Source organism: Streptomyces sp. TRM64462 (assembly GCF_013362995.1).
Taxonomy (GTDB): Bacteria; Actinomycetota; Actinomycetes; order Streptomycetales; family Streptomycetaceae; genus Streptomyces.
Genome location: NZ_JABWDV010000232.1, coordinates 1 through 21,354 on the forward strand (window position 1 = coordinate 1; position 21,354 = coordinate 21,354).

The 21,354-nt window shown below is 73.2% G+C and carries 16 protein-coding genes and 1 pseudogene; 4 read left to right on the plus strand and 13 right to left on the minus strand.

Translation table 11 applies throughout. The features are described from left to right. The 4 genes and pseudogenes from HTZ82_RS31790 to HTZ82_RS10725 form a co-directional block, all read left to right on the plus strand. A pseudogene (locus tag HTZ82_RS31790) lies at window positions 1–339 on the plus strand (hypothetical protein); the annotation flags it as partial. Beyond that, a complete protein-coding gene (locus HTZ82_RS10715) occupies window positions 336–752 on the plus strand; it encodes a ferritin-like domain-containing protein (RefSeq protein WP_175409100.1) in 417 nt (138 codons plus the stop codon). The pseudogene HTZ82_RS31790 and the gene HTZ82_RS10715, both read left to right, overlap by 4 nt. A gap of 39 nt (window positions 753–791) precedes the next feature. Continuing rightward, window positions 792–1,715 carry an aminoglycoside phosphotransferase family protein gene (locus HTZ82_RS10720; RefSeq protein ID WP_175409101.1) on the plus strand — a complete coding sequence of 308 codons (924 nt, stop codon included), beginning with the start codon at window positions 792–794 and terminating at the stop codon, window positions 1,713–1,715. Between the two features lie 114 nt (window positions 1,716–1,829). Then, window positions 1,830–2,846, plus strand: a complete 1,017-nt coding sequence (locus tag HTZ82_RS10725; protein WP_175409102.1) for a slipin family protein — start codon at window positions 1,830–1,832, stop codon at window positions 2,844–2,846. A gap of 19 nt (window positions 2,847–2,865) precedes the next feature. Here the strand turns inward: HTZ82_RS10725 and HTZ82_RS10730 are convergent, their stop codons facing one another. The 13 genes from HTZ82_RS10730 to HTZ82_RS10790 form a co-directional block, all read right to left on the minus strand. Continuing rightward, window positions 2,866–4,566 (minus strand): proline--tRNA ligase, encoded by a 1,701-nt coding sequence (locus HTZ82_RS10730; protein WP_175409103.1) that lies wholly within the window; start codon window positions 4,564–4,566, stop codon window positions 2,866–2,868. Between the two features lie 237 nt (window positions 4,567–4,803). Beyond that, entirely contained in the window at window positions 4,804–5,343 is a 540-nt protein-coding gene (locus HTZ82_RS10735; RefSeq protein WP_175409104.1) for a GNAT family N-acetyltransferase, read from the minus strand. A gap of 25 nt (window positions 5,344–5,368) precedes the next feature. Then, entirely contained in the window at window positions 5,369–6,214 is an 846-nt protein-coding gene (locus HTZ82_RS10740) for a GNAT family N-acetyltransferase (RefSeq protein ID WP_175409105.1), read from the minus strand. 142 nt (window positions 6,215–6,356) lie between these two features. Then, window positions 6,357–7,511 carry a flavodoxin-dependent (E)-4-hydroxy-3-methylbut-2-enyl-diphosphate synthase gene (gene ispG / locus HTZ82_RS10745; RefSeq protein ID WP_175409106.1) on the minus strand — a complete coding sequence of 385 codons (1,155 nt, stop codon included), beginning with the start codon at window positions 7,509–7,511 and terminating at the stop codon, window positions 6,357–6,359. Window positions 7,512–7,688: 177 nt separating this feature from the next. Next, the gene (locus HTZ82_RS10750; protein WP_175409107.1) at window positions 7,689–8,990 is read right to left on the minus strand and encodes an RIP metalloprotease; all 1,302 of its coding nucleotides are present in this window, start codon (window positions 8,988–8,990) and stop codon (window positions 7,689–7,691) included. Next, on the minus strand, window positions 8,987–10,282 hold the full coding sequence (gene dxr / locus HTZ82_RS10755; protein WP_175409108.1) for a 1-deoxy-D-xylulose-5-phosphate reductoisomerase: 1,296 nt from the start codon (window positions 10,280–10,282) through the stop codon (window positions 8,987–8,989). Before dxr ends, HTZ82_RS10750 begins: the two co-directional genes overlap by 4 nt. Before the next feature lie 57 nt (window positions 10,283–10,339). Further along, window positions 10,340–11,569, minus strand: a complete 1,230-nt coding sequence (gene aroA, locus HTZ82_RS10760) for a 3-phosphoshikimate 1-carboxyvinyltransferase (RefSeq protein WP_175409109.1) — start codon at window positions 11,567–11,569, stop codon at window positions 10,340–10,342. A 146-nt stretch (window positions 11,570–11,715) separates the two neighbouring features. Continuing rightward, entirely contained in the window at window positions 11,716–12,525 is an 810-nt protein-coding gene (locus HTZ82_RS10765) for a carbonic anhydrase (protein WP_175409110.1), read from the minus strand. Window positions 12,526–12,718: 193 nt separating this feature from the next. Then, window positions 12,719–14,656 (minus strand): acyl-CoA dehydrogenase family protein, encoded by a 1,938-nt coding sequence (locus tag HTZ82_RS10770; RefSeq protein ID WP_175409111.1) that lies wholly within the window; start codon window positions 14,654–14,656, stop codon window positions 12,719–12,721. Window positions 14,657–14,851: 195 nt separating this feature from the next. After that, window positions 14,852–16,297, minus strand: a complete 1,446-nt coding sequence (locus HTZ82_RS10775; RefSeq protein ID WP_175409112.1) for an aldehyde dehydrogenase family protein — start codon at window positions 16,295–16,297, stop codon at window positions 14,852–14,854. Window positions 16,298–16,463: 166 nt separating this feature from the next. Next, window positions 16,464–17,435 (minus strand): EamA family transporter, encoded by a 972-nt coding sequence (locus tag HTZ82_RS10780; RefSeq protein ID WP_175409113.1) that lies wholly within the window; start codon window positions 17,433–17,435, stop codon window positions 16,464–16,466. Between the two features lie 103 nt (window positions 17,436–17,538). Continuing rightward, window positions 17,539–19,113 (minus strand): PucR family transcriptional regulator, encoded by a 1,575-nt coding sequence (locus tag HTZ82_RS10785; protein ID WP_175409114.1) that lies wholly within the window; start codon window positions 19,111–19,113, stop codon window positions 17,539–17,541. A 260-nt stretch (window positions 19,114–19,373) separates the two neighbouring features. After that, on the minus strand, window positions 19,374–21,354 hold a 1,981-nt coding region (locus HTZ82_RS10790; RefSeq protein ID WP_175409115.1), incomplete at its 5' end, for an ATP-binding protein.

Consider the following 21,354-nt stretch of genomic DNA (forward strand, 5'->3'; position numbering starts at 1 on the left):
ACCCCGCTCCGCGACGCGACGGCCCGGCACGTGACGGCCCTGTCGCCGGCGGGCGAGGCGGCGAGCGCGGACGCGGACGCGGACGCGGCTACGGCTACGGCTACGGCTACGGCTACGGTTTCCGCTTCGGTTTCTCCGTCCTCTCCGGCCACCGGGCCGCCTGTGCCCGCGGATCCGGCGGTCGCGCTCAAGGAGCTGGCCGCGCTCGCGTCCCGTACCGCTGCCGCGCACACGGCGTCGCTCGTCGCCGCACCGCCAGAGCTGGCGCGGCTGCTGGCCTCGGTGGCGGCGGCCGGGGCGGCGCAGGCGTACCTGCTCGCTGAGGGGAGCCGGGCGTGAAGGTGCTGGAGGCCGTGCAGGCGGCGTTGGCGGCGGAGCACGCGGCCGTGTACGGGTACGGGGTCGTCGGGGCCCGGGTCGGGGACGGGCGGCGGGCGGAGGCCGTGGCGGCGCACGGGGCGCATCGTGCGCGGCGGGACGCGCTGGCGCGCACCGTGCGGGACCTGGGCGGGCTGCCGGAGGCGTCAGCGGCGGCGTACGCGCTGCCGTTCGCGGTGCCGGACGAGGACGCGGCCGTGCGGCTCGCCGCCGAGCTGGAGGACCGCGTGTCGGGCGTCTACTCCGACCTGGTGAGGGCCGCGACCGGGCCGCTGAGGCAGGACGCGGCGAGCGCGCTGCGGGAGGCGGCGGTGCGGGCGGTGCGCTGGCGCGGCAGCGGCGTAGCCTTTCCTGGGCTCGCCGAGCGATCGTGAGCCCCGTTCACGCAGCTCACGAAAGGGAACCACGCACGCATGCCCCACCCCGCTGACGCCGCGACCTTCGAACCACCGCACCGCCTGGTGCGGGCGCTCGGCGAGACGTACGGGAAGGACGTCGCGGGCGGGTGGCTCGGCCGGCTGCCGGAGGCCGCCCCGGAGGCGCTGGCCGCGCGCGGGCTCGAACCGGAGCGGGTGGTGGAGCCGGGCGGCCGGAGCAGCCTGGTCGTGCTGGTGCGGCGGCGGCCGGGCGGCGAGCCCGCCGTGCTGAAGCTGGCACCGCCGTTCGCCGGCGCCGAGGCGGAGCGGGACGCGCTGGCGCACTGGGACGGCTGGGGTGCCGTACGGCTGCTGGACGCGTCCGAGGGGCCCGGGCTGCTGCTTGAGCGGCTGCAGCCGGACGTGTCACTGCGGTCGCTTCCCGAGGCCAAGGCCCTGCTGGAGGCCGCAGGAACGGTACGGCGGCTGTGGGTGGAGCCGCCGGCGGGGCACCGTTTCGCGTCGGTGGCGGACCGTACGGCGCGGGAGGCGGCGGCCATGGCCCCGCACCGTACGGACGAGGTGGCGGGCCCGCTGGTCGCGGCCGCCCTTGAGGCGCGCGAGGCGCTCGTGGCGGACGCCCCGGAGGCGCTGCTGCTGCACGGAAGCTTCCGGCAGGGCAAGGTGCTGGCGGGTGAGCGGGCGCCGTGGCTGGCCGTGGGGCCCGACCCCGTGGTGGGCGAACGGGCGTACGACCTGGCGCGGCTGGCCCGCGACCGGGTCGAGGACCTGGTGGCGGCGACCGGCGGGCCCGCGGCGGCGCGGCGGCGCGTGAACAAGCTGGCCGACTCGCTGGACGTGGACCGGGAGCGGCTGCGCGGCTGGACGCTGTTCCGTGCGGTCGAGTCCGCGACGCGGGCCCTGGCGGCCGGGCGGGAACGGGACGCGGAGCTGCTGCTGGAGTTCGCCGGCTGGCTCTGACTGGCTCCGACTGGCTCTGACGTACCCCCTTGATGGTCCATATGGGTGCACTATGGGCATAAGTCGTACACAGGTACATCTGCCGGTAACCGGGTCCGACGGCAGGGGGTCGTCATGGGCGAGGAACTGTTGACCGCACTGGTGCTGAGCGGCATCGCCGTGCTGGCGTACGTCTCGGCCGCGGCCAAGGTCGTCAAGCAGTACGAGCAGGGCGTCGTCCTGCGCTTCGGACGGTTGCGCGGCCGGCTCCGGACGCCCGGGTTCACCATGATCATCCCGGGTGTCGACCGGATGCGGAAGGTGAGCATGCAGATCGTGACGATGCCCGTGCCCGCGCAGGAGGGCATCACCCGGGACAACGTCACCGTGCGTGTGGACGCCGTCGTCTACTTCAAGGTCGTCGACCCGGTCGACGCGGTCATCCGCGTCGAGGACTACCGGTTCGCCGTCGCGCAGATCGCGCAGACGTCGCTGCGTTCGATCATCGGCAAGAGCGAGCTGGACGATCTGCTGTCCAACCGCGAGAAGCTCAACCAGGGCCTGGAGCTGATGATCGACAATCCGGCCGTGGAGTGGGGCGTCACCATCGACCGCGTCGAGATCAAGGACGTGTCGCTGCCCGAGACCATGAAGCGGTCCATGGCCCGGCAGGCCGAGGCCGACCGTGAGCGGCGGGCCCGGCTGATCAACGCGGACGCCGAGTTCCAGGCGTCGAAGAAGCTGTCGCAGGCGGCGCGCGAGATGTCGGACACGCCCGCCGCGCTCCAACTGCGGCTGCTGCAGACGGTGATGGCGGTGGCGGCCGAGAAGAACTCGACGCTGGTGCTGCCGATCCCGGTGGAGCTGCTGCGCTTCCTGGAGCGGTCCGCCGAGTCGGCCGAGCACGACATCGCGGAGCACGAGGTCGCCGAGCGGGACAGGGCCGAGCAGGACCGGGCCGAGCACGAGCTCGCGGCGGCACCTCGCGAGGCCCCGGCGGCCGAGCCTGCGCCACGGCACGAGACGGCCGCCCAGCGTGAGCGGGCCGGTGCCCGGCGGCGTACCGCCGAGCCCGTCGTACCGCCCGTACGCGAACCGGCGCCGACCGTCCCGGTGCGGGACGACGACGCCGGTACGGCGGGGTGCCTGTGAGCCACTACGCGGTGTAGCCCTAGACGGTGGTGAGGCGCGCGACGGCCTCCTCGACCGTCAGTTCCTCGCGCTCGCCCGTACGGCGGTCCTTCAGCTCCACGACGCCCTCGCCGGAGCGGCGGCCGGCGACCAGGATCTTCGGGACGCCGATCAGCTCCGCGTCGGTGAACTTCACGCCCGGCGAGACGCCCGCGCGGTCGTCGACGAGGACGCGCAGGCCCGCCTCGCGCAGCTTCTCGGAGACGTCGAGGGCCAGCTCCGTCTGGAGGGCCTTGCCGGCCGCGACGACGTGGACGTCGGCCGGGGCGATCTCCCGCGGCCAGCACAGGCCCTTGTCGTCGGCGGTCTGCTCGGCGAGGGCCGCGACCGCGCGCGAGACGCCGATGCCGTAGGAGCCCATGGTGACGCGGACGGGCTTGCCGTTCTGGCCGAGTACGTCGAGCTGGAACGCGTCGGCGTACTTGCGGCCGAGCTGGAAGATGTGGCCGATCTCGATGGCGCGGTCCAGCTTCAGGCCGGTGCCGCACTTCGGGCAGGGGTCGCCCTCCTCGACCACGACGACGTCGAGGTAGTCGTCCACCTCGAAGTCGCGGCCGCACACGACGTTCTTCGCGTGCGTGTCGGGCTTGTTGGCGCCGGTGATCCAGGCGGTGCCGGGGGCGACGCGCGGGTCGGCGATGTAGCGGACCTTGTCCAGGCCCTGCGGGCCGACGTAGCCGCGCACGAGGTCGGGGCGGCCGACGAAGTCCTCGGCGGTGACCATCTCGACGACGGCCGGGGCCAGGTGGTCCTCCAGCTTGCCCAGGTCGACCTCGCGGTCGCCGGGCACGCCCACGGCGACGATCTCGCCGTCGACCTTGACCAGCAGGTTCTTGAGCGTGGCGGAGGCCGGGACGCCGAGGTGCTCGGCGAGGGTCTCGATGGTCGGCGTGTCCGGGGTGTCCAGCTCCTCGACGGGGCCGTGCGCCGAGCCGTCGGCCGGCTCGCCGCCCGCGAAGGTGACGGCCTCGGTGTTGGCCGCGTAGTCGCAGGCCGGGCAGTACACGAAGGTGTCCTCACCGGCGGGGGCCGGGGCCAGGAACTCCTCGGAGGCCGAGCCGCCCATGGCGCCGGAGACCGCGGAGACGATCTTGTGCTGGAGGCCGAGGCGCTCGAAGATCTTGACGTACGCCTGGCGGTGCAGCCCGTACGACTCGGCGAGGCCCTCGTCGGTGGTGTCGAAGGAGTACGAGTCCTTCATCTGGAACTCGCGGCCGCGCAGGATGCCGGAGCGGGGGCGGGCCTCGTCGCGGTACTTGGTCTGGATCTGGTAGAGGATCACCGGCAGGTCCTTGTAGGACGTGCACTGGTCCTTGACCAGCTGGGTGAAGATCTCCTCGTGGGTGGGGCCGAGCAGGTAGTCGGCGCCCTTGCGGTCCTTCAGGCGGAACAGCTCGGCGCCGTACTCGTCCCAGCGGCCGGTCGCCTCGTACGGCTCCTTCGGGAGGAGCGCGGGCAGGAGGACCTCCTGGGCGCCGATCGCGTCCATCTCCTCGCGGACGACGCGGGCCACGTTCTCCAGCACCTTCTTGCCCAGCGGCAGCCAGGACCAGATGCCGGCGGCGTTGCGGCGGACGTAACCGGCGCGGACCAGCAGCTTGTGGCTGAGCGTCTCGGCGTCCGCCGGGTCGTCGCGCAGTGTCTTGACCATCAACCGGGACATGCGCTGGACCTGGGCCATGGGGAACTCTCCTGCGGTGAAAAGTGTGATGTGCAGGAGGTTAGCCGTGCGCACCCGGCAGGCGGAAATCAGGCCGAAATTCCCGGGGGCCGACCCTCGGACCCCCGGCCGCCCTCACCTCCGCCGCAGCGGCAGGTGCGCCCCCATCACCGCGTACGGCCGGGACGCGCTCGGGCTGCATATCCCGGGGGACAACCCCCGGACCCCCGGCCGCCCCAGCACGGGCCGCCCCCGCCCTCATCCCCGCCGCAGCGGCAGACGCGCCCCCATCACCGCGTACGGCCGGGACGCGCTCGGGAAGTGGACCTGGCGGGCCAGGTCCACGTAGCCGAGGTGGCGGTAGAGGCGGCGGGCGGGGCTTTCCGTGTCGATGGCGGAGAGGATCGAGCGGGGCTCGTCCGCCGTGCCGGTGATCGTGGTGATCAGTTCGGTGCCGAGGCCGCGGCCCTGGTGGGCGGGGTGGACGTGGAGTTCGGTGATGACGAAGGAGTCGTCGAGCCAGCCGTCGTTGCCTTCGCGGACCAGGTACGGCTGGACGACGGAGGACCACCAGTGGGCGCGGTCGTTGGGCATGCCGTACACGAAGCCGACGAGCCGGCCGTCGGGTGTCGTGGCGCCGAAGGCGCGGGCGCCGCGGCAGGCCATGTGGCGCAGCACGATGTGGCGGCGTACCGCGACCTCGCCCTGGGTGAGTCCGAAGGCGATGGCCTGGACGCCGAGCGCCTCGTCCACGCGCGCGGCCAGGTCGAGGGGCCCGACCTGCACGACGTCATCCATGCCCCGAACCCTACTTCCCGCGTTTTCAGAACAGAACGCTCATGAACGTGCCCACCTCGCGGAACCCCACCCGGCGGTACGCGGCCCGCGCGGGCGTGTTGTAGTCGTTGACGTACAGGCTGACGACGGGCGCCACGTCGGCGAGCGCGTAGCGCAGTACGGCGGCCATGCCGGTCTCGGAGAGGCCGCGGCCCCGGTGCTCGGGGGCGACCCAGACGCCCTGGATCTGGCAGGCCTGCGGGGTGGCGGCGCCGATCTCGGCCTTGAAGATCACCTGGCCGTCCTCGACGCGGGCGAAGGACCGGCCGGCGGCGACGAGTTCGGCGACGCGGGCCTGGTAGAGGAGGCCGCCGTCGCCGGCCATCGGGGAGACGCCGACCTCCTCGGTGAACATCGCGACGCACGCGGGCATGATCACGTCCATCTCGTCCTTGCGGATGCGGCGGACGAGCGGGTCGGGCTCGATGCCGGGCGCGGGCTGCTCGGTGACCATGAGGGGCTGGCTCGGGCGGACGTCGCGGGCGGGGCCCCAGCTCGGTTCGAGGAGCCGCCACAGGTGGGCGGTGGGTTCGGCGGGGCCGACGATGGAGGAGCAGCGGCGGCCGGTCCTGCGGGCGCGGTCGGCGAAGGCGCGTACGGCGTCGGGAGTGGCGCAGATGGGGACGAGGTTGGCGCCGGCGTAGCAGAGGGAGCGGAGCCGTCCTTCGGTGTACCAGCCCCACATCTCGCCGCCGAGGCGCCAGGGGTCGAGGCCGGCGGCCTGGACGCGGGCCGTGACGAACGCGTTGGCGACGGGCTCGCTCTCCAGGACGGCGAGCGCGGCGCCGAGGTCGCCGGGTTCGAGGACCCGGGTGGTGGTGTGCGTCAACACGGGGGGCCTCACCAGTGGTCAGTCAGTCTCCGCACTGTACCTGGCCAGGTCGGGGAGTGGCGGGTGGGGACGGCGTGAGCCCCGCCGCGTGGTGCGGCGGGGCTCACGGTGGAGGTGCGGGGTGCGCGGGATGCGCGGGGTGTCAGCTCACGGAGACCTCGGGCTCGCCGGAGGGGATGCCGTCCTTCTCCATCTGCTCGGCGATCTTCATGGCCTCTTCGATGAGGGTCTCGACGATCTTGGACTCGGGGACGGTCTTGATGACCTCGCCCTTGACGAAGATCTGGCCCTTGCCGTTGCCGGAGGCGACACCGAGGTCGGCCTCGCGGGCCTCGCCGGGGCCGTTGACGACGCAGCCCATGACGGCGACGCGCAGCGGCACCTCCATGCCTTCGAGGCCTGCCGTGACCTCGTCGGCGAGCTTGTAGACGTCGACCTGGGCGCGGCCGCAGGACGGGCAGGAGACGATCTCCAGGCGGCGCTGGCGGAGGTTGAGGGACTCCAGGATCTGGATGCCGACCTTGACCTCTTCGGCGGGCGGGGCGGACAGCGACACGCGGATGGTGTCGCCGATGCCCTCGGAGAGGAGGGCGCCGAAGGCGACGGCGGACTTGATGGTGCCCTGGAAGGCCGGGCCGGCCTCGGTGACGCCGAGGTGCAGCGGGTAGTCGCACTGGGCGGCGAGCTGCCGGTAGGCGTTGACCATGACGACCGGGTCGTTGTGCTTGACCGAGATCTTGATGTCGCGGAAGTCGTGCTCCTCGAAGAGGGACGCCTCCCAGAGGGCGGACTCGACGAGCGCCTCGGGGGTGGCCTTGCCGTACTTCTGGAGCAGCCGCCGGTCGAGGGAGCCGGCGTTGACGCCGATGCGGATCGGGGTGCCGGTCTCGCGGGCCGCCTTGGCGATCTCCTTGACCTTGTCGTCGAACTGCTTGATGTTGCCCGGGTTGACCCGGACGGCGGCGCAGCCGGCGTCGATGGCGGCGAAGACGTACTTCGGCTGGAAGTGGATGTCCGCGATCACGGGGATCTGGGACTTCTTCGCGATGGTGGCGAGGGCGTCGGCGTCGTCCTGCGTGGGGCAGGCGACGCGGACGATCTGGCAGCCGGACGCGGTGAGTTCGGCGATCTGCTGGAGGGTGGCGCCGATGTCGGAGGTCCGCGTGGTGGTCATGGACTGCACCGACACGGGTGCGTCGCCGCCGACGGCGACCGATCCGACCTGGATCTTGCGGCTGACGCGGCGCTCGGCCAGCTTGGTCGGAACGGACGGGATACCGAGAGAAATCGCGGTCATCTGCTGTGCAACCCCAAGGTGTGGATCGAGGTCCCGAGATCGGCGGGCTCCAGGCTTCGAGATTACAGGTGGCGTGCTCCCGCCAGCACATCGTGCCGGGGTGTGCCGCCCGAAGGGAGCGGCCGGGCGCACGTTCGCGCCCGGCCCTGTGTCCGCCGTGACGGGATGCTGTTCGGGTTATGTGATCTTCACGGGGTTCACGATGTCGGCGAGCAGCACGAGCAGCGTGAAGCAGATGAAGATGCCCGCGACGACGTACGCGACCGGCATGAGTTTCGCGACGTCGAAGGGCCCCGGGTCGGGGCGCCGGAACACCCGGGCGACGTGCCGGCGGGCAGACTCCCACAGAGCGCCCGCGATATGGCCGCCGTCGAGGGGCAGCAGCGGGAGCATGTTGAAGAGGAACAGGGACAGGTTGAATGTGGCGAGGACCAGCAGGAACGTCGCGATGATGTTCTGCGTGGGCATGTCGAGGTTCATCACCTCGCCGCTGATGCGGGCGGCGCCGACGATGCCGACCGGGGAGTCCTCCTTGCGTTCGCCGTCGCCGAAGGTGGCGTCCCACAGGTCGGGGATCTTGGAGGGCAGCGCGATGACGGCGTGGGCGCCGTCCTCGATCATGTCGCCCATGCGGTCGACGGACTCGCCGAAGCCGAGCGGGACGATCTCGGTCTGGGAGATGAAGCCGAGGTAGCCCGCCTTCACGTACTGGTCGCGGACGATCCTGCCGTCGGCGTCCTTCTTCGCCACCAGGTTCTCGGCGAGGGTGGGGCGCAGGACGATCTCCTGGCCTGCGCGGTCGACCGTGAGGGTGGCGGGGCCGGTGGTGGCGCGGATGCGGGCGGAGAGGGTGTCCCAGTCGTCGACGCGCTCGCCGTTGAAGGCGACGATCCGGTCGCCCTCCTTGAGGCCGGCGGCGTAGGCGGGGCTCTCGCGATCGCCCTTGGCGCACTTGTCGCGGCCGGTGCTCTGGTCGATGACGCACTTCTGGACGCCGGCGACCTCGGTGGTCTGGGTGGCGAAGCCGAAGCTCATGGCGACGCCGAGGAACAGCGCGACGGCGAGGATCAGGTTCATGAACGGGCCCGCGAACATCACGATGACGCGCTTCCACGGCTTGCGCGTGTAGAACATGCGCTTCTCGTCGCCGGGCTGGAGTTCCTCGTACGCGGCCGAGCGGGCGTCCTCGATCATGCCGCGGAAGGGCGAGGTGGAGCGGGCCTCGACGCGGCCGTCGTCACCGGGCGGGAACATGCCGATCATGCGGATGTAGCCGCCCATGGGGATGGCCTTGATGCCGTACTCCGTCTCGCCCTTGTGGCGGGACCAGAGCGTCGGGCCGAAGCCGACCATGTACTGGGGCACGCGGATGCCGAAGAGCTTGGCCGTGGAGAGGTGGCCGAGCTCGTGCCAGGCGATGGAGATCAGCAGTCCGACGGCGAACAGCGCGATGCCGAGGATCGTCAACAGAATCGTCATGCGCGAGCCTCCGCCGTCGTCTTCGCGGCTTTCGCCGCCAGTTCACGTGCCCGGGCCCGTGCCCAGGTCTCCGCTTGCAAGACGTCCGTCACCGTCAGTGAAGTTCCCGGATCCGGTGTGCCGTGTTCGGTGACGACATCGGTGACCGTGTCCATGATCGCGTTGAAGGGCAGCCGGCCGGCGAGGAACGCGTCCACGCACTCCTCGTTGGCGGCGTTGAAGACGGCCGGGGCCGTGCCGCCGAGTTCGCCGACGTGCCGGGCGAGGCCGACGGACGGGAACGCCTCCGTGTCGAGCGGGAAGAACTCCCAGGTGGAGGCCTTGGACCAGTCGAAGGCGGGCGCGGCGTCCGGGACGCGCTCGGGCCAGCCGAGGCCGATGGCGATGGGGCCGCGCATGTCGGGCGGGGTCGCCTGGGCGAGCGTCGAGCCGTCCGTGAACTCCACCATCGAGTGGACGTACGACTGGGGGTGGACGACGACCTCGATGCGGTCGAACGGGATGTCGTAGAGCAGATGGGCCTCGATGACCTCCAGGCCCTTGTTGACGAGCGTCGCGCTGTTGACGGTGATGACCGGGCCCATGGACCAGGTGGGGTGCGCGAGCGCGTCCTCACGGGTGACCTGGGCCAGCTCCGCGCGCGTACGGCCGCGGAACGGGCCGCCGGACGCGGTGACGACCAGCTTGCGCACGTCGGCGCGGGTGCCGGCGGCCAGCGCCTGGAACAGCGCGGCGTGCTCGGAGTCGACCGGGATGATCTGGCCCGGCTTGGCGACGGCCTTCACCAGCGGGCCGCCCACGATGAGCGACTCCTTGTTGGCGAGCGCGAGCGTGCGGCCCGCCTCCAGGGCGGCGAGCGTGGGGGCGAGTCCGATGGAGCCGGTGATGCCGTTGAGGACGGTGTGGCAGTCGGAGGCGGCCAGCTCCGCGGCGGCGTCCGGGCCGGCCAGGATCTCCGGCAGCGGCTCGGTGCCTCCCCCGCTCCGGGCTTCGCTCGAGCGGGGGGACCCCCATCGCTCCTTCAGCGCGTCGCGCACCGCGGGCACCGCGTCCTCGCGGGCGACCGCGACCGTGCGGACCCGCAGCCGGTGCGCCTGCTCCGCGAGGAGCTCGGGCCGTCCGCCGGCGGCGGAGAGCGCGGTGACGCGGAACCGGTCGGGGTTGCGCAGCACCAGGTCGATGGCCTGGGTGCCGATGGACCCGGTGGAGCCGAGGACGACGATGTCCCGGCGGCCTTCGGTCGGATCGAAGGCGATGTGCGGGTCGGCGAGGGGTGCTGGGCTGTCGCTCATGCCCCCCATTCTTGCCGCATCCGCACCCGGCTTTGACCGGGTCCCCTCGACCGGGTGTCAGGCGCCGTCGCGGAACCGGGCGAACGCCTCGTGGAAGCCGGGGAAGGTCTTCCGTACGCAGCCGGGGTCGTCGAACGTGATGCCGGGCGTGCGCAGTCCGGTGACGGCGAAGGACATCACCATGCGGTGGTCGCCGTGGGTGCGGATCTCGGCGGGGCCCGGGGTGCCGGGCAGGATCTCCAGCCGGTCGGGGCCGGTGGTGGCGGTGACGCCGAGGCGGCGGAGGTTCTCGGCGCAGGCGTCGAGGCGGTCGCACTCCTTCACGCGCGTGTTGGCGACGTCCTCGATGCGGACGGGGCCTTCGGCGAAGGGCGCGAGGGCCGCGAGAGTGGGCATGGTGTCGGAGATGTCGCGCATGTTGACGGTGAGGCCGGTGAGGCGGCCCGTGCCGCGTACGGTCGTGCGGTCGGCGGTCATGTCGACGTGGGCGCCCATGCGGCGCAGCACGTCGACGAACCGCAGGTCGCCCTGGAGGGCGCCGGTGCCCAGGCCGGGCACGGTGACCTCGCGGCCGGTGAGGGCGGCGGCCGCGAAGAAGTAGCTCGCCGTGGAGGCGTCGGGCTCGATGGCGTACGTGGTGGCGCGGTAGCCGGTCGGCGGGACCGTGAAGACGTTCCCCTCGCGGGTGGGCTCGGCGCCGAAGGACCGCATCATCGCGAGGGTGATCTCGACGTACGGCTCGGAGACCAGGTCCGTGACGGTGATGCGCAGGCCCTCGGCGGTGAGGGGGCCGAGCAGCAGCAGCGCGGTGAGGAACTGGGACGACTGGCCCGCGTCGAGCGTGAGCGCGCCGCCCTTGATGCCGGAGGCGGCGATCCGCAGCGGGTGGTGGCCCTCGGCCTCCTCGTGGCGCAGGTCGACGCCCAGGGTGCGCAGCGCGTCGGTGAGCGGGCCGAGCGGGCGGCGGCGCAGCTGCGGTGAGGCGTCGAACCGGAAGTCGCCGTGCCCGGCGGCGGCCAGCGCGGGCAGGAACCGCCCGGTGGTGGCGCCGTCGCGGCAGTACACGTCGGCGGTGGCGGCGCCGGGGCCGGCCGGGCGGCCGGTGACGCGCCAGGCGCCGGCGGTGCGCTCGACCTCGTATCCGAGGGTGCCGAGGCCCTCCAGGAAGCCCTCGGTGTCGTCGGAGGCGAGCGGGCGCAGGAGCGTGCTGGTGCCGTCGGCCGCGGCGGCCAGGAACAGGGCGCGGGCGGTGACGGACTTGGAGCCGGGGATGTCGATGACGGTCACGGCCCCCATCCTGCCGCGCGTCCCGCCCCGGCCGCCGGGCGTCTCAGCTGCTGGTCGCCGCGTGCGGAAGCCGGGACCGCGTGCGGAAGCGGGGACCGTGTGCGGAAGCCGGGACCGCGTGCGGAAGCGGGGACCGTATGCGGCGGTCAGTCCTCGACGACCGTGACCTTGCGCTCGTTGAGCGGCTGGGTCGGCCGGTTGGTCTTCGGGAACATCTTCTTGTACGCCGCGACTTCGGCCGGCGCGACCGTGACCGGGTCCTTCAGGACGGTCCACTTGACGCCCTCGGTGCACGGCGGGGTGGTCAGCGAACCCTCGTACCGGTACTGGTCGCGGTCGCCCGGCAGGAACGCGGTGAGGTCGATCGGCTCGGTGACGGACGCCTTGCCGCCTTCCTTCTCCGGGAGCCGCTTCCAGAGGTCCGCGAAGGCGGAGGCGCCCGCCTTCTCCTGCATCAGGACGCCGACGACGGCCAGTCTGCCCGCCTTGTCCGCGTGGACGAAGTGCAGCTCCATGGCGCTGTGTTCGCCCTCCTCGGTGTGTTCGCTCGGTAGGTGGAAGTGGAACTGCTTCAGGTCGTACGGGGTGCCGTCGAGGATGATTCTGCTGCCCGGGGAGACGTTGGCCTGCACGGTGTGGCCGTTGTTCACCACCTCCGCGGTCACGGGCTTGTAGTCGAAGGTGACGGCCTTGTCGACCGGCGCCTGGGCCGCGGATTCCTCGCGCAGGTCCACGGGGGACTGCTCGTGGCCCTTCTCGCAGGCCTCGAAGTCCTCGGCGAGCGTCGCCCAGTCGGCCGGGCCACCGGCGCCCTCGTAGCTCCAGTGCGCGGTGCCCTTCTGGGCGGGGGCGGGGGCGGCGGCCGCGTCGCCGCCGTGGGCGCAGGAGGTGGCCGTGAGGACGGTGAGGGTGGCGACTGCGGCGGTGGCGGCCATGCGTATGACGCGCGAGTACATGCTGAATACACCTCGTGGACGGGTTGGGGGGCGGTCACCCGGGTGGGCGACCGGTCCCTCACCTTCCGCCCTCATCGGCCAGCACAAGGACAAGAAGCGAACAAGAAAGATCAAAGAAGCGTAAGCATTCGCACAAAACACCATCCCCGCCTCACGCATACGCACGTGAGGCGGGGACGGATCGGGTCGATCGCTAACGGATCGGGCGGTGCACGTTCTCCTTCTCCGAGGGACCCGGGGTCGCGTCGGCGATCCAGGGGCCTTCGCCGCTGGGGTCCAGGACGCCCTCCTCCAGCCAGGTGTAGCGGCCCGCCAGGACGCCCTTGACGAGCCTGCGGTCCTCGTCGTCGGTGTTGGACCACAGGCGGCCGAAGAGCTCCTCCACGCGCAGGCGGGCCTGGCGGCAGAACGCGTCGGCCAGTTCGTACGCGGCGCGGCCGTTGTCGCCCTGGGAGCGCAGCAGTTCGGCGCGGACGCACGCCGCGCTCATGGCGAACAGCTCGGCGCCGATGTCGACGATCCGGCCGAGGAAGCCCTGCTTGGTCTCCATACGGCCCTGCCAGCGGGACATCGCGTAGAACGTCGAGCGGGCCAGCTTGCGGGAGGTGCGTTCGACGTAGCGGAGGTGCGTGGCCAGGTCGGGATGGCCCTTCGGGTGGAAGTCGGTGTACGAGGTGGGGAGCTGGCCGCGGCCCGCCACCAGTTTCGGGAGCCAGCGGGCGTAGAACGCCGTCGCGTGGGCGCCCGCCTTCGCCTTGTCGCCCAGCGACTTGTCGGGGTCGATGATGTCGCCGGCGACCGCCAGGTGGGCGTCGACGGCCTCGCGGGCGATCAGCAGATGCATGATCTCCGTCGAGCCCTCGAAGATGCGGTTGATGCGCAGGTCCCGCAGGAGCTGCTCCGCCGGGACGGGGCGTTCGCCGCGGGCCGCCAGGGACTCCGCGGTCTCGTAGCCGCGGCCGCCGCGGATCTGGACCAGTTCGTCGGCCATGAGCCAGGCCATCTCGGAGCCGTACAGCTTGGCGAGTGCCGCCTCGATGCGGATGTCGTGGCGGTCCTCGTCGGCCATCTGGCTGGACAGGTCGAGGACGGCCTCCAGGGCGAAGGTGGTCGCGGCGATGAAGGAGATCTTCGCTCCGACCGCCTCGTGCAGGGCGACCGGCTTGCCCCACTGCTCGCGGACGGCGCTCCACTCGCGGGCGATCTTCAGGCACAGTTTGCCCGCGCCCGCGCACATCGCGGGGAGGGACAGGCGGCCGGTGTTCAGCGTGGTCAGGGCGATCTTCAGGCCCGCGCCCTCGGGGCCGATGCGGTTCGCGGCGGGGACACGGACCCGGTGGAAGCGGGTGACGCCGTTCTCCAGGCCGCGCAGGCCCATGAACGCGTTGCGGTTCTCGACGGTGACGCCGTCGGACGCGGCCTCGACGACGAAGGCGGTGATGCCGCCCCGGTGCCCCTCGGACTTCGGTACGCGCGCCATGACGACGAGCAGGTCCGCCACGACCCCGTTGGTGGTCCACAGCTTGACGCCGTCGAGGACGTAGCCGTCGCCGTCCGGGACGGCCGTGGTGGCGAGCCGCGCCGGGTCGGAGCCGACGTCGGGCTCCGTGAGGAGGAAGGCGGAGATGTCGGTGCGGGCGAGCCGCGGCAGGAAGGTGTCCTTCTGCTCCTGCGTACCGAAGATCTTCAGCGGCTGCGGTACGCCGATCGACTGATGCGCCGAGAGCAGCGCGCCCACGGCGGGGCTCACGGAGCTGACGAGCGCCAGGGCCTTGTTGTAGTACACCTGGGTGAGGCCGAGGCCGCCGTACCTGGTGTCGATCTTCATTCCGAGCGCGCCGAGTTCCTTGAGCCCGTCGATCACGGCGTCGGGGATACGGGCCTCACGCTCGATCAGGGCGCCGTCTATCTTCGTCTCGCAGAAGTCGCGGAGCTTGGCGAGGAACTCCTCACCGCGCTCGGTGTCCTCGGCGCCGGGCAGCGGGTGCGGATGGATCAGGTCCAGGCGGAAGCGGCCGAGGAACAGCTCCTTGGCGAAGCTGGGCTTGTGCCAGGCCTGCTGGCGGGCGGCCTCGGCGACCTGGCGGGCCTCGCGCTCGGAGACTTTGGGCTTGTGGTGTGGGCCGGACATGGGGGCTCACCTCACCGCGGGTTCGGGGCGGCCGGCCGGTCGTCCTACCGGTCGGTGCTACTCATCCGTATTACCCGATGACAGCGCGTACGAAAATACGATAAGGCGGCCTGAGCCCCCGCACAGTGGGCTCAGGCCGCCGGTTCACGGGGCCGTACGAGTGAGAACGCGCCGGCCGTCACGCCGCCGGGCGTGTCACAGGGCGAGGCCCGTCAGGACCAGGACCCGCTCGTAGGTGTAGTCGTCCATCGCGTACGCCACGCCCTCGCGGCCGACGCCGGACTGCTTGGCGCCGCCGTACGGCATCTGGTCGGCACGGTACGACGGGACGTCGCCGATGATCACGCCGCCGACCTCCAGGGCGCGGTGGGCGCGGAACGCCGTCTGCAGGTCGTGCGTGAAGACACCCGACTGGAGGCCGAACTTGGAGTTGTTGACCTCCGCGAACGCGGCGGCCTCGCCGTCGACCCTGTGGAGCGTGAGGACCGGGCCGAAGACCTCCTCGCGGGCGAGCGTGACGTCCGACGGCAGGTCCGCGAGCACGGTCGGCGCGTACGTGGCGCCCTCGCGCTTGCCGCCGGTGAGCAGCTTCGCGCCGCCCTTGACGGCCTCGTCGACCCAGGACTCGACGCGCTTGGCGGCGTCCTCGCTGACCAGAGGGCCGACGTCCGTGGCGTCATCGGACGGGTCGCCGGTGCCCTGCGCCTCGACGGCGGCGACGATCCTCGGGACAAGCCGGTCGTAGACCGAGGCGTCCGCGATGACGCGCTGCACGGAGATGCAGGACTGGCCGCCCTGGTAGTTGGAGAAGGTGGCGATACGCGTCGCCGCCCAGTCCAGGTCCTCGTCGGAGGCCCAGTCCGCGAGGACGACGGCCGCGGCGTTGCCGCCGAGCTCCAGGGTGCAGTGCTTGTGAGGCACGGACTGCTGGATCGCGTAGCCGACCGTGTCGGAGCCGGTGAAGGAGATGACCGGCAGACGCTCGTCCTGGACGAGGGCGGGCATCCGGTCGTTCGGCACCGGCAGGACCGACCAGGAGCCGGCCGGCAGGTCGGTCTCGGCGAGCAGCTCACCGAGGATCAGACCGGACAGCGGGGTCGCGGGCGCCGGCTTGAGGATGATGGGCGCGCCGACGGCGATGGCCGGGGCGACCTTGTGGGCGCACAGGTTCAGCGGGAAGTTGAACGGCGCGATGCCGAGGACGACGCCCTTGGGGAAGCGGCGGGTGAGGGCGAGACGGCCGGTGCCGCCGGCGTCGGTGTCGAGGCGCTGGGCATCGCCGCCGTTGAAGCGGCGGGCCTCCTCGGCGGCGAAGCGGAAGACGGAGACGGCGCGGCCGACCTCGCCGCGGGCCCACTTGACGGGCTTGCCGTTCTCGGCGGAGATCAGCTGGGCGATCTCCTCGGTGCGCTCGGCGAGCCGCTTGGACACGTGGTCCAGGGCGGCGGCGCGGACGTGGGCGGGGGTAGCGGCGAACTCGTCGACGACGGCGTGCGCGGCGGCCACGGCCTCTTCGACCTGGGCCTCGGTGGGCACGCTGACCTGGCCGACGGTCCGGCCGTCCCAGGGCGATGTGACGTCGAAGGTGGCGTCGCCGGTGGCCTCGCGGCCGGCGAGCCAGAAGGCGTGGGTGGCGGTCATCGCGGTCCCGGCCCTTCCGAGTAGTGGGGTGTGGTGCTGGCGTGCGTCGCTTGCGCTCAGCTCACACGGTAGGGCCGAGGGGCCGGATCGGTGTTTGTCCGTGATGGAGTGGTCGCGGGGCCGGGTCCGCCGGTTCGGCAGATGCGGCCCCGCGTGACGTACGCGCTCACGTACGGCGTTCGGTGCGCACGATGAGCCACACACCGGCCACCACGACACTGCCGCCGAGCGCGATGGGCCAGGTCAGCGTCTCGTCCAGGATCAGCCAGCCGAGGAGGACCGCGACGACCGGGTTGACGTAGGCGTAGGTGGCGGCCAGCGAGAGCGGCGCGCGCTGGAGAAGCCAGGCGTACGCGGTGAAGGCGATCAGCGAACCGAAGACGATCAGGTACGCGAGCGCGGTCCAGGAGCGGGCGGACACGGCCGACAGGTCCAGGCCGCGCTGCTCGCCGCGCGCCAGGCCGACGAGGAGGCAGCCGAGGCCGCCGGCGGCCATCTCGTACGCGCTCGCCGTGAACGGGTTGCGCGGCATGGGGATACGGGACGACGAGAACGACCCGGCGGACCACATGAGCGTCGCCACGACCACCAGGAGTACGCCGCTGATCCGGACGTCGCCGCTGAGGCCGGGGAGGGTGAGGACGGCGAGCCCGGCCAGGCCGAGCAGGACGCCCGCGTACGCGCCGGTGCCCGGGCGCTCGCCGTAGGCGGTGCGCAGCAGCACGACCCAGGCGGGGACGACGGCGACGAGCAGGGCGGCGAGCCCGGACGGTACGGAGGTCTCGGCGAGGACGACCAGGCCGTTGCCGCCCAGCAGCAGGAGCAGTCCGACGACGGCGGTGGACGCGAGCTGCGCGCGGGTGACCCTGAGGGCGGCGGGCCCCTGCCGCCAGGCGAGCAGCGCGGCGAGCACGAGCCCCGCGACGACGAACCGGGCACCGGCGGAGAGGAAGGGCGGCAGGGTCTCGACGACGACGCGGATGCCGAGGTAGGTGGAGCCCCACACGACGTAGACGATGGCGAGGGCGGCCCAGACGGCGCCGCCGATCCGGCGGCGGGCGGGCCCTGGGCGTACGGGCGCGGAGCCCTCCGGGGGCCGTGAGGCAGGGGGTGCCGCGTCCGCGGCCGGGGTTGTCATGGGCAGGAGAATATGGATCATCCACCCTCCACGGCAAAGAATTTGCCCGAATCCGGGCAGGATTCGGGCAGAACCAAAGGCGAGGGGCCCTTCGGGTGCGGGATTACGGCGCCGGGCGCTCCCCCGTCGCCTTCAGAGCCAGCCACAGCTCCATCCGCACGTCCGCGTCGTCCAGCGAGCGGCCCAGGATCTCCTCGACGCGCCGCATCCGGTAGCGCAGCGTGTGCCGGTGGACGCCCAGGTCCGCCGCCGCCGCGTCCCACTGGCCGTGCCGCGACAGCCAGGCGCGCAGGGACGCCACGAGGTCGCCGCGCCCGGTCGCGTCGTGCTCGTACAGCGCCCGCAGCATGCCGTCCGCGAACGCCCGTACCGCGTCGTCCGCGAGCAGCGGCAGCAGCGAACCGGCGGCCAGCTCCTCGTGCTCGACCAGGGCGCGGCCGCGCCTGCGGGCGACGGACAGGGCCTGCTCGGCCTGCTTGTAGGCGCCGGCGGCCGCTATCGGTCCGGTCGGCGCGGAGAGCCCGATGACGGAGCCCGCTTCTTCGGCGTCCTTCTCCGCGTACACCTCGCAGGCGGAGACCACCGCTCCCCCGTCGGCCGCGACGACGACCAGCCGGTCGTCGCCCTCCGGGACGGTCAGCACCGCCTCGCCGACGCGGGCGGCCGCGGCCTCCAGGGCGTCGGTGAGCGAGCCCAGCGGCGGCTCGTCGGCCGGTTCGGCGTCCGCGCCCGCCGCCTCGGCGATCAGCAGCCGGAACGGGGCGTCGAGCAGCCCCCCGTACAGGTCGCCCGCCACGGTGCGGGCGTGGTCCGGCTGCCCGGCCAGCATCATGCGCAGCACGGCCGCGCCGAGGCGCTGCTCGGCGGCCTGCAGGGAGCGGGACCGCTCCGTCGTCAGGGTCAGCAGGGCGACGGCCGAGTGGACGGCGTACCGCTCGGCGGTGCCCAGCGGGGCGGCCGTGCCCACGGCGAGCGCGCCGCGCACCCGCCGCCCGGAGCCCAGCGACTGGAGCTCCACGCGGTCGTCGGTGCCGCCGTCCGCACCGCCCACGACGGCGCTCGCCGGGGCGGCGCGCTCCCGCAGCCGCTGCACGTCCGGCGTGTACCGGGCGGCGCGCCGTGCCGCCCAGTCGGGTGCGGCGGCGATGACGGCGCCGGACGCGTCGTACAGGGCGGCCCAGCCGTCCACGTGCGCCGCGAGGCGGGCGAGCACGGCGTCCGGGCCCTCGGCGAGCGCCGCGCGGGTCAGCTCGCGCTGCGCCTCGAACCCCGCCGTCACGGCGCGGTACTGGTCGGCGGCGAGCGCGGCGGACACGGCCTTGGAGATGGCGAGGAACGGGGTGCGGCGCGGCACCTCCAGGAGCGGCAGGTCCTCCTCGCGGGCGGCGTCCAGGAGGGCCTGCGGGATCGCGTCGTAGTTGACGCCGACGGCGAAGCCGACGCCCACGACACCGGCGCCGGCCAGCCGCCGTACGTAGCGGCGCATGGCGTCGCCGTCCTCGGCGTCGAGGGTCATGGCGGTGGTGAGCAGCAGCTCCCCGCCCTCCATGTACGGGACGGGGTCGGCGAGTTCGCTGACGTGCGCCCAGCGGACGGGCGTTTCGAGGCGGTCCTCACCGGCGCGCACGGTGAGTTTGAGCGCGGAGTGCTGGACGAGCGAGGTGAGGGTGAGCGGCATGGGACCGGGGGGCCTTCGGGAGGGGGAGTTCGCCGTCCCGTATGAACGGCTGCTCCCGATTCTGCCAGGACGTACGACTGCGGCCTACGGCGCGCGGCCGCATGTCCGGCGCTCGGCGCGCGTACGGCGTGAGGCGCGCGTACGGCCAGGGCGCACGTACGGCGTGGCCGCACGGGCGGCATGCGGCGCGCGCACGGCGTGAGGCGCGCGCACGGCGTGAAGCGCGCCCGCACGGCGTGAGGCGCGCGTACCGCGTGAGGTCACGTCCGCAGATCGACCAGGAGCGGCGGCGTGCGGTCCCCGCGTACGCCGGTGAGGGACAGCACCGCGTGCCCGGCGGGTACGTCGTGCGCCAGGTCGGAGGCGGACCAGCGGGCGCGCTCGACCTCCCGCACGGTGACGGCCTCGGCGGTGGCGGCGCGGCCGGTCACCAGGCGGCGCATGGCGTGCACGAACTTGGTGAACGGCTCGTCCGCGATGATCTGCCGGTTGGTGACGTCCCGGGTCTGCACCCATTCGGTGCCCCACACCTCCGCGAACCGGCCGCCGTCCCACGGGGCGAGCCCCGCGAACGCCATACGGCAGCCGACCGCGCCCAGCAGCGGGCCCCGCAGGGCCTCGGGGACGTCCTCCAGGGTGCGCAGCGCGAGGACGACGCCCGCGTGGGCGGAGCGGAGCCGCTGGATGCCGCGCACCGAGTCGGCGGTGACCGTGTCGGTGGCGTCGTCCAGGACGAGGCAGGCGAACAGGGAGCGGTCGGCGCGGGCCAGGGCGGCCTCCGTGAACTGGCCGAGCAGCAGCCGGGCGATGATCCGGGACGCCTCCGTGTGGCCGCGCTCGGGCAGGTCGACGCGGACCCGCAGGGGGTGCTCGATGGCGCGCAGCGAGAAGGGGCGGCCGGCACCGTCGGTGCGGAAGAAGTCGGCGAAGGCGGGCCGGTCGAGGAAGGCGATCCGCTCGGCGAGGAGCACCGCGACGTCGTCGCCACGCTCGGCCTGCCGGGCGCGGGCGTCGAGTTCGCGCAGCTGGGCGGGGTCGCCGGAGACGGCGGTCCGCAGGGCGGCGATGGCCTGCGGGGCGCCGCCGAGGAGTTCGCGCAGCTCCGGCACGGGCGGGAAGTGGCCGTGGGCCGCCCGGTAGGGGCCGATGAGCTGGGCGAGGGCGGTGGCGGCCCGGCGGCTGTCCGGGACGAGGTCGCCGACCAGGGCCTCGGCGAGGAGGCGCGCGGCCTCGTCGGGGTCGTCGGCTCCGCCGTACAGGTCGAGGTCGTGGCGGGCGTCGGGACGGCCGACGGAGACGACAGCGTCGAAGGCGGCGTCGGGGGCGAGGGCGGCGCCCTGCGCGGTGACGGCGACGACGGCGGCGCGGTTGGCGAGCGCCTGGAGGCACAGCGACTCGGTGACGGGCCGGGTGAGCCGTACGGTCTTGCCCGACCCGGCCGGTCCCACGGCGAGCAGCGAGGTCCCGAGCAGCTCGGGTTCCAGGGCGACGCCCGTGGTGCGGCGCGCGTACGGGTTGCGGGGGTGGTCGGCGGCGGTGCCGATCCGCACCTGACCGGTGAGCAGGTCGTGCGCGGCGCTGCGAACCGGCAGGTCGCGCACGCCGGAGGGGTGCGCACAGGCGGCGGCCCCGTGCGCCCGTACGGCGTCGGTGAACGCGGCGAGCCGCCCGGGGTGGGTCCGCACGCCGTGCCAGGCCCGCTGGATGCGGGCGTAGTCGACGTCGCCGAGGGCCCCGGTGCGGGTGGCGTCGGTGAGCCGCGCGGCGGCGTCGGCGAGCCCGGCGTCCCGCAGCTCGGGCCACTCGGCGGGGTCGGCGCCGGGCCGCGGCGGAGGCGGCGCGGCGGCCTTGGCGCGGGACCGGGCGCGCAGGGGGCGGAGTCCGTAGCGGCGCCAGATCTCCGGGACGTGGCCGATGCGGGCGAAGAAGACGAGGAGGCCGCCGCCGACGAGCGCGTAGTAGGTGTAGCTCGCGGTGGCCCAGGTGGACGGGTCGCTGCGCCACGACTCGGGGGTGAGGACGAGGAGCGGCCAGATCCAGTAGTGGCCGAGGTAGCCGTTCCAGAGGAGGGACCACAGGAGCCAGCCGCTGAGCAGGGCGATGACGGCTCCGGCGAACAGTCTGCGGGCGGGTACGCGCTCGGGTTCCTCCAGCGGCCGCGGCCGGTGGCCGAGCCGCCACACCCCGGGCTCGGCGTCGGGGCGCGGGGTGCGGAGCCAGTCGACGACGGACGTGCCGACG

What these genes read in the sequence shown, in the direction of transcription:
- HTZ82_RS10720 (WP_175409101.1), top strand. Translation starts at nt 792, where the DNA reads ATGCCCCACCCCGCTGACGCCGCGACCTTCGAACCACCGCACCGCCTG.
- HTZ82_RS10725 (WP_175409102.1), top strand. Translation starts at nt 1,830, where the DNA reads ATGGGCGAGGAACTGTTGACCGCACTGGTGCTGAGCGGCATCGCCGTG.
- HTZ82_RS10730 (WP_175409103.1), bottom strand. Translation starts at nt 4,566, where the DNA reads ATGGCCCAGGTCCAGCGCATGTCCCGGTTGATGGTCAAGACACTGCGC.
- HTZ82_RS10735 (WP_175409104.1), bottom strand. Translation starts at nt 5,343, where the DNA reads ATGGATGACGTCGTGCAGGTCGGGCCCCTCGACCTGGCCGCGCGCGTG.
- ispG (WP_175409106.1), bottom strand. Translation starts at nt 7,511, where the DNA reads ATGACCGCGATTTCTCTCGGTATCCCGTCCGTTCCGACCAAGCTGGCC.
- HTZ82_RS10750 (WP_175409107.1), bottom strand. Translation starts at nt 8,990, where the DNA reads ATGACGATTCTGTTGACGATCCTCGGCATCGCGCTGTTCGCCGTCGGA.
- dxr (WP_175409108.1), bottom strand. Translation starts at nt 10,282, where the DNA reads ATGAGCGACAGCCCAGCACCCCTCGCCGACCCGCACATCGCCTTCGAT.
- HTZ82_RS10765 (WP_175409110.1), bottom strand. Translation starts at nt 12,525, where the DNA reads ATGTACTCGCGCGTCATACGCATGGCCGCCACCGCCGCAGTCGCCACC.
- HTZ82_RS10770 (WP_175409111.1), bottom strand. Translation starts at nt 14,656, where the DNA reads ATGTCCGGCCCACACCACAAGCCCAAAGTCTCCGAGCGCGAGGCCCGC.
- HTZ82_RS10775 (WP_175409112.1), bottom strand. Translation starts at nt 16,297, where the DNA reads ATGACCGCCACCCACGCCTTCTGGCTCGCCGGCCGCGAGGCCACCGGC.
- HTZ82_RS10780 (WP_175409113.1), bottom strand. Translation starts at nt 17,435, where the DNA reads ATGACAACCCCGGCCGCGGACGCGGCACCCCCTGCCTCACGGCCCCCG.
- HTZ82_RS10785 (WP_175409114.1), bottom strand. Translation starts at nt 19,113, where the DNA reads ATGCCGCTCACCCTCACCTCGCTCGTCCAGCACTCCGCGCTCAAACTC.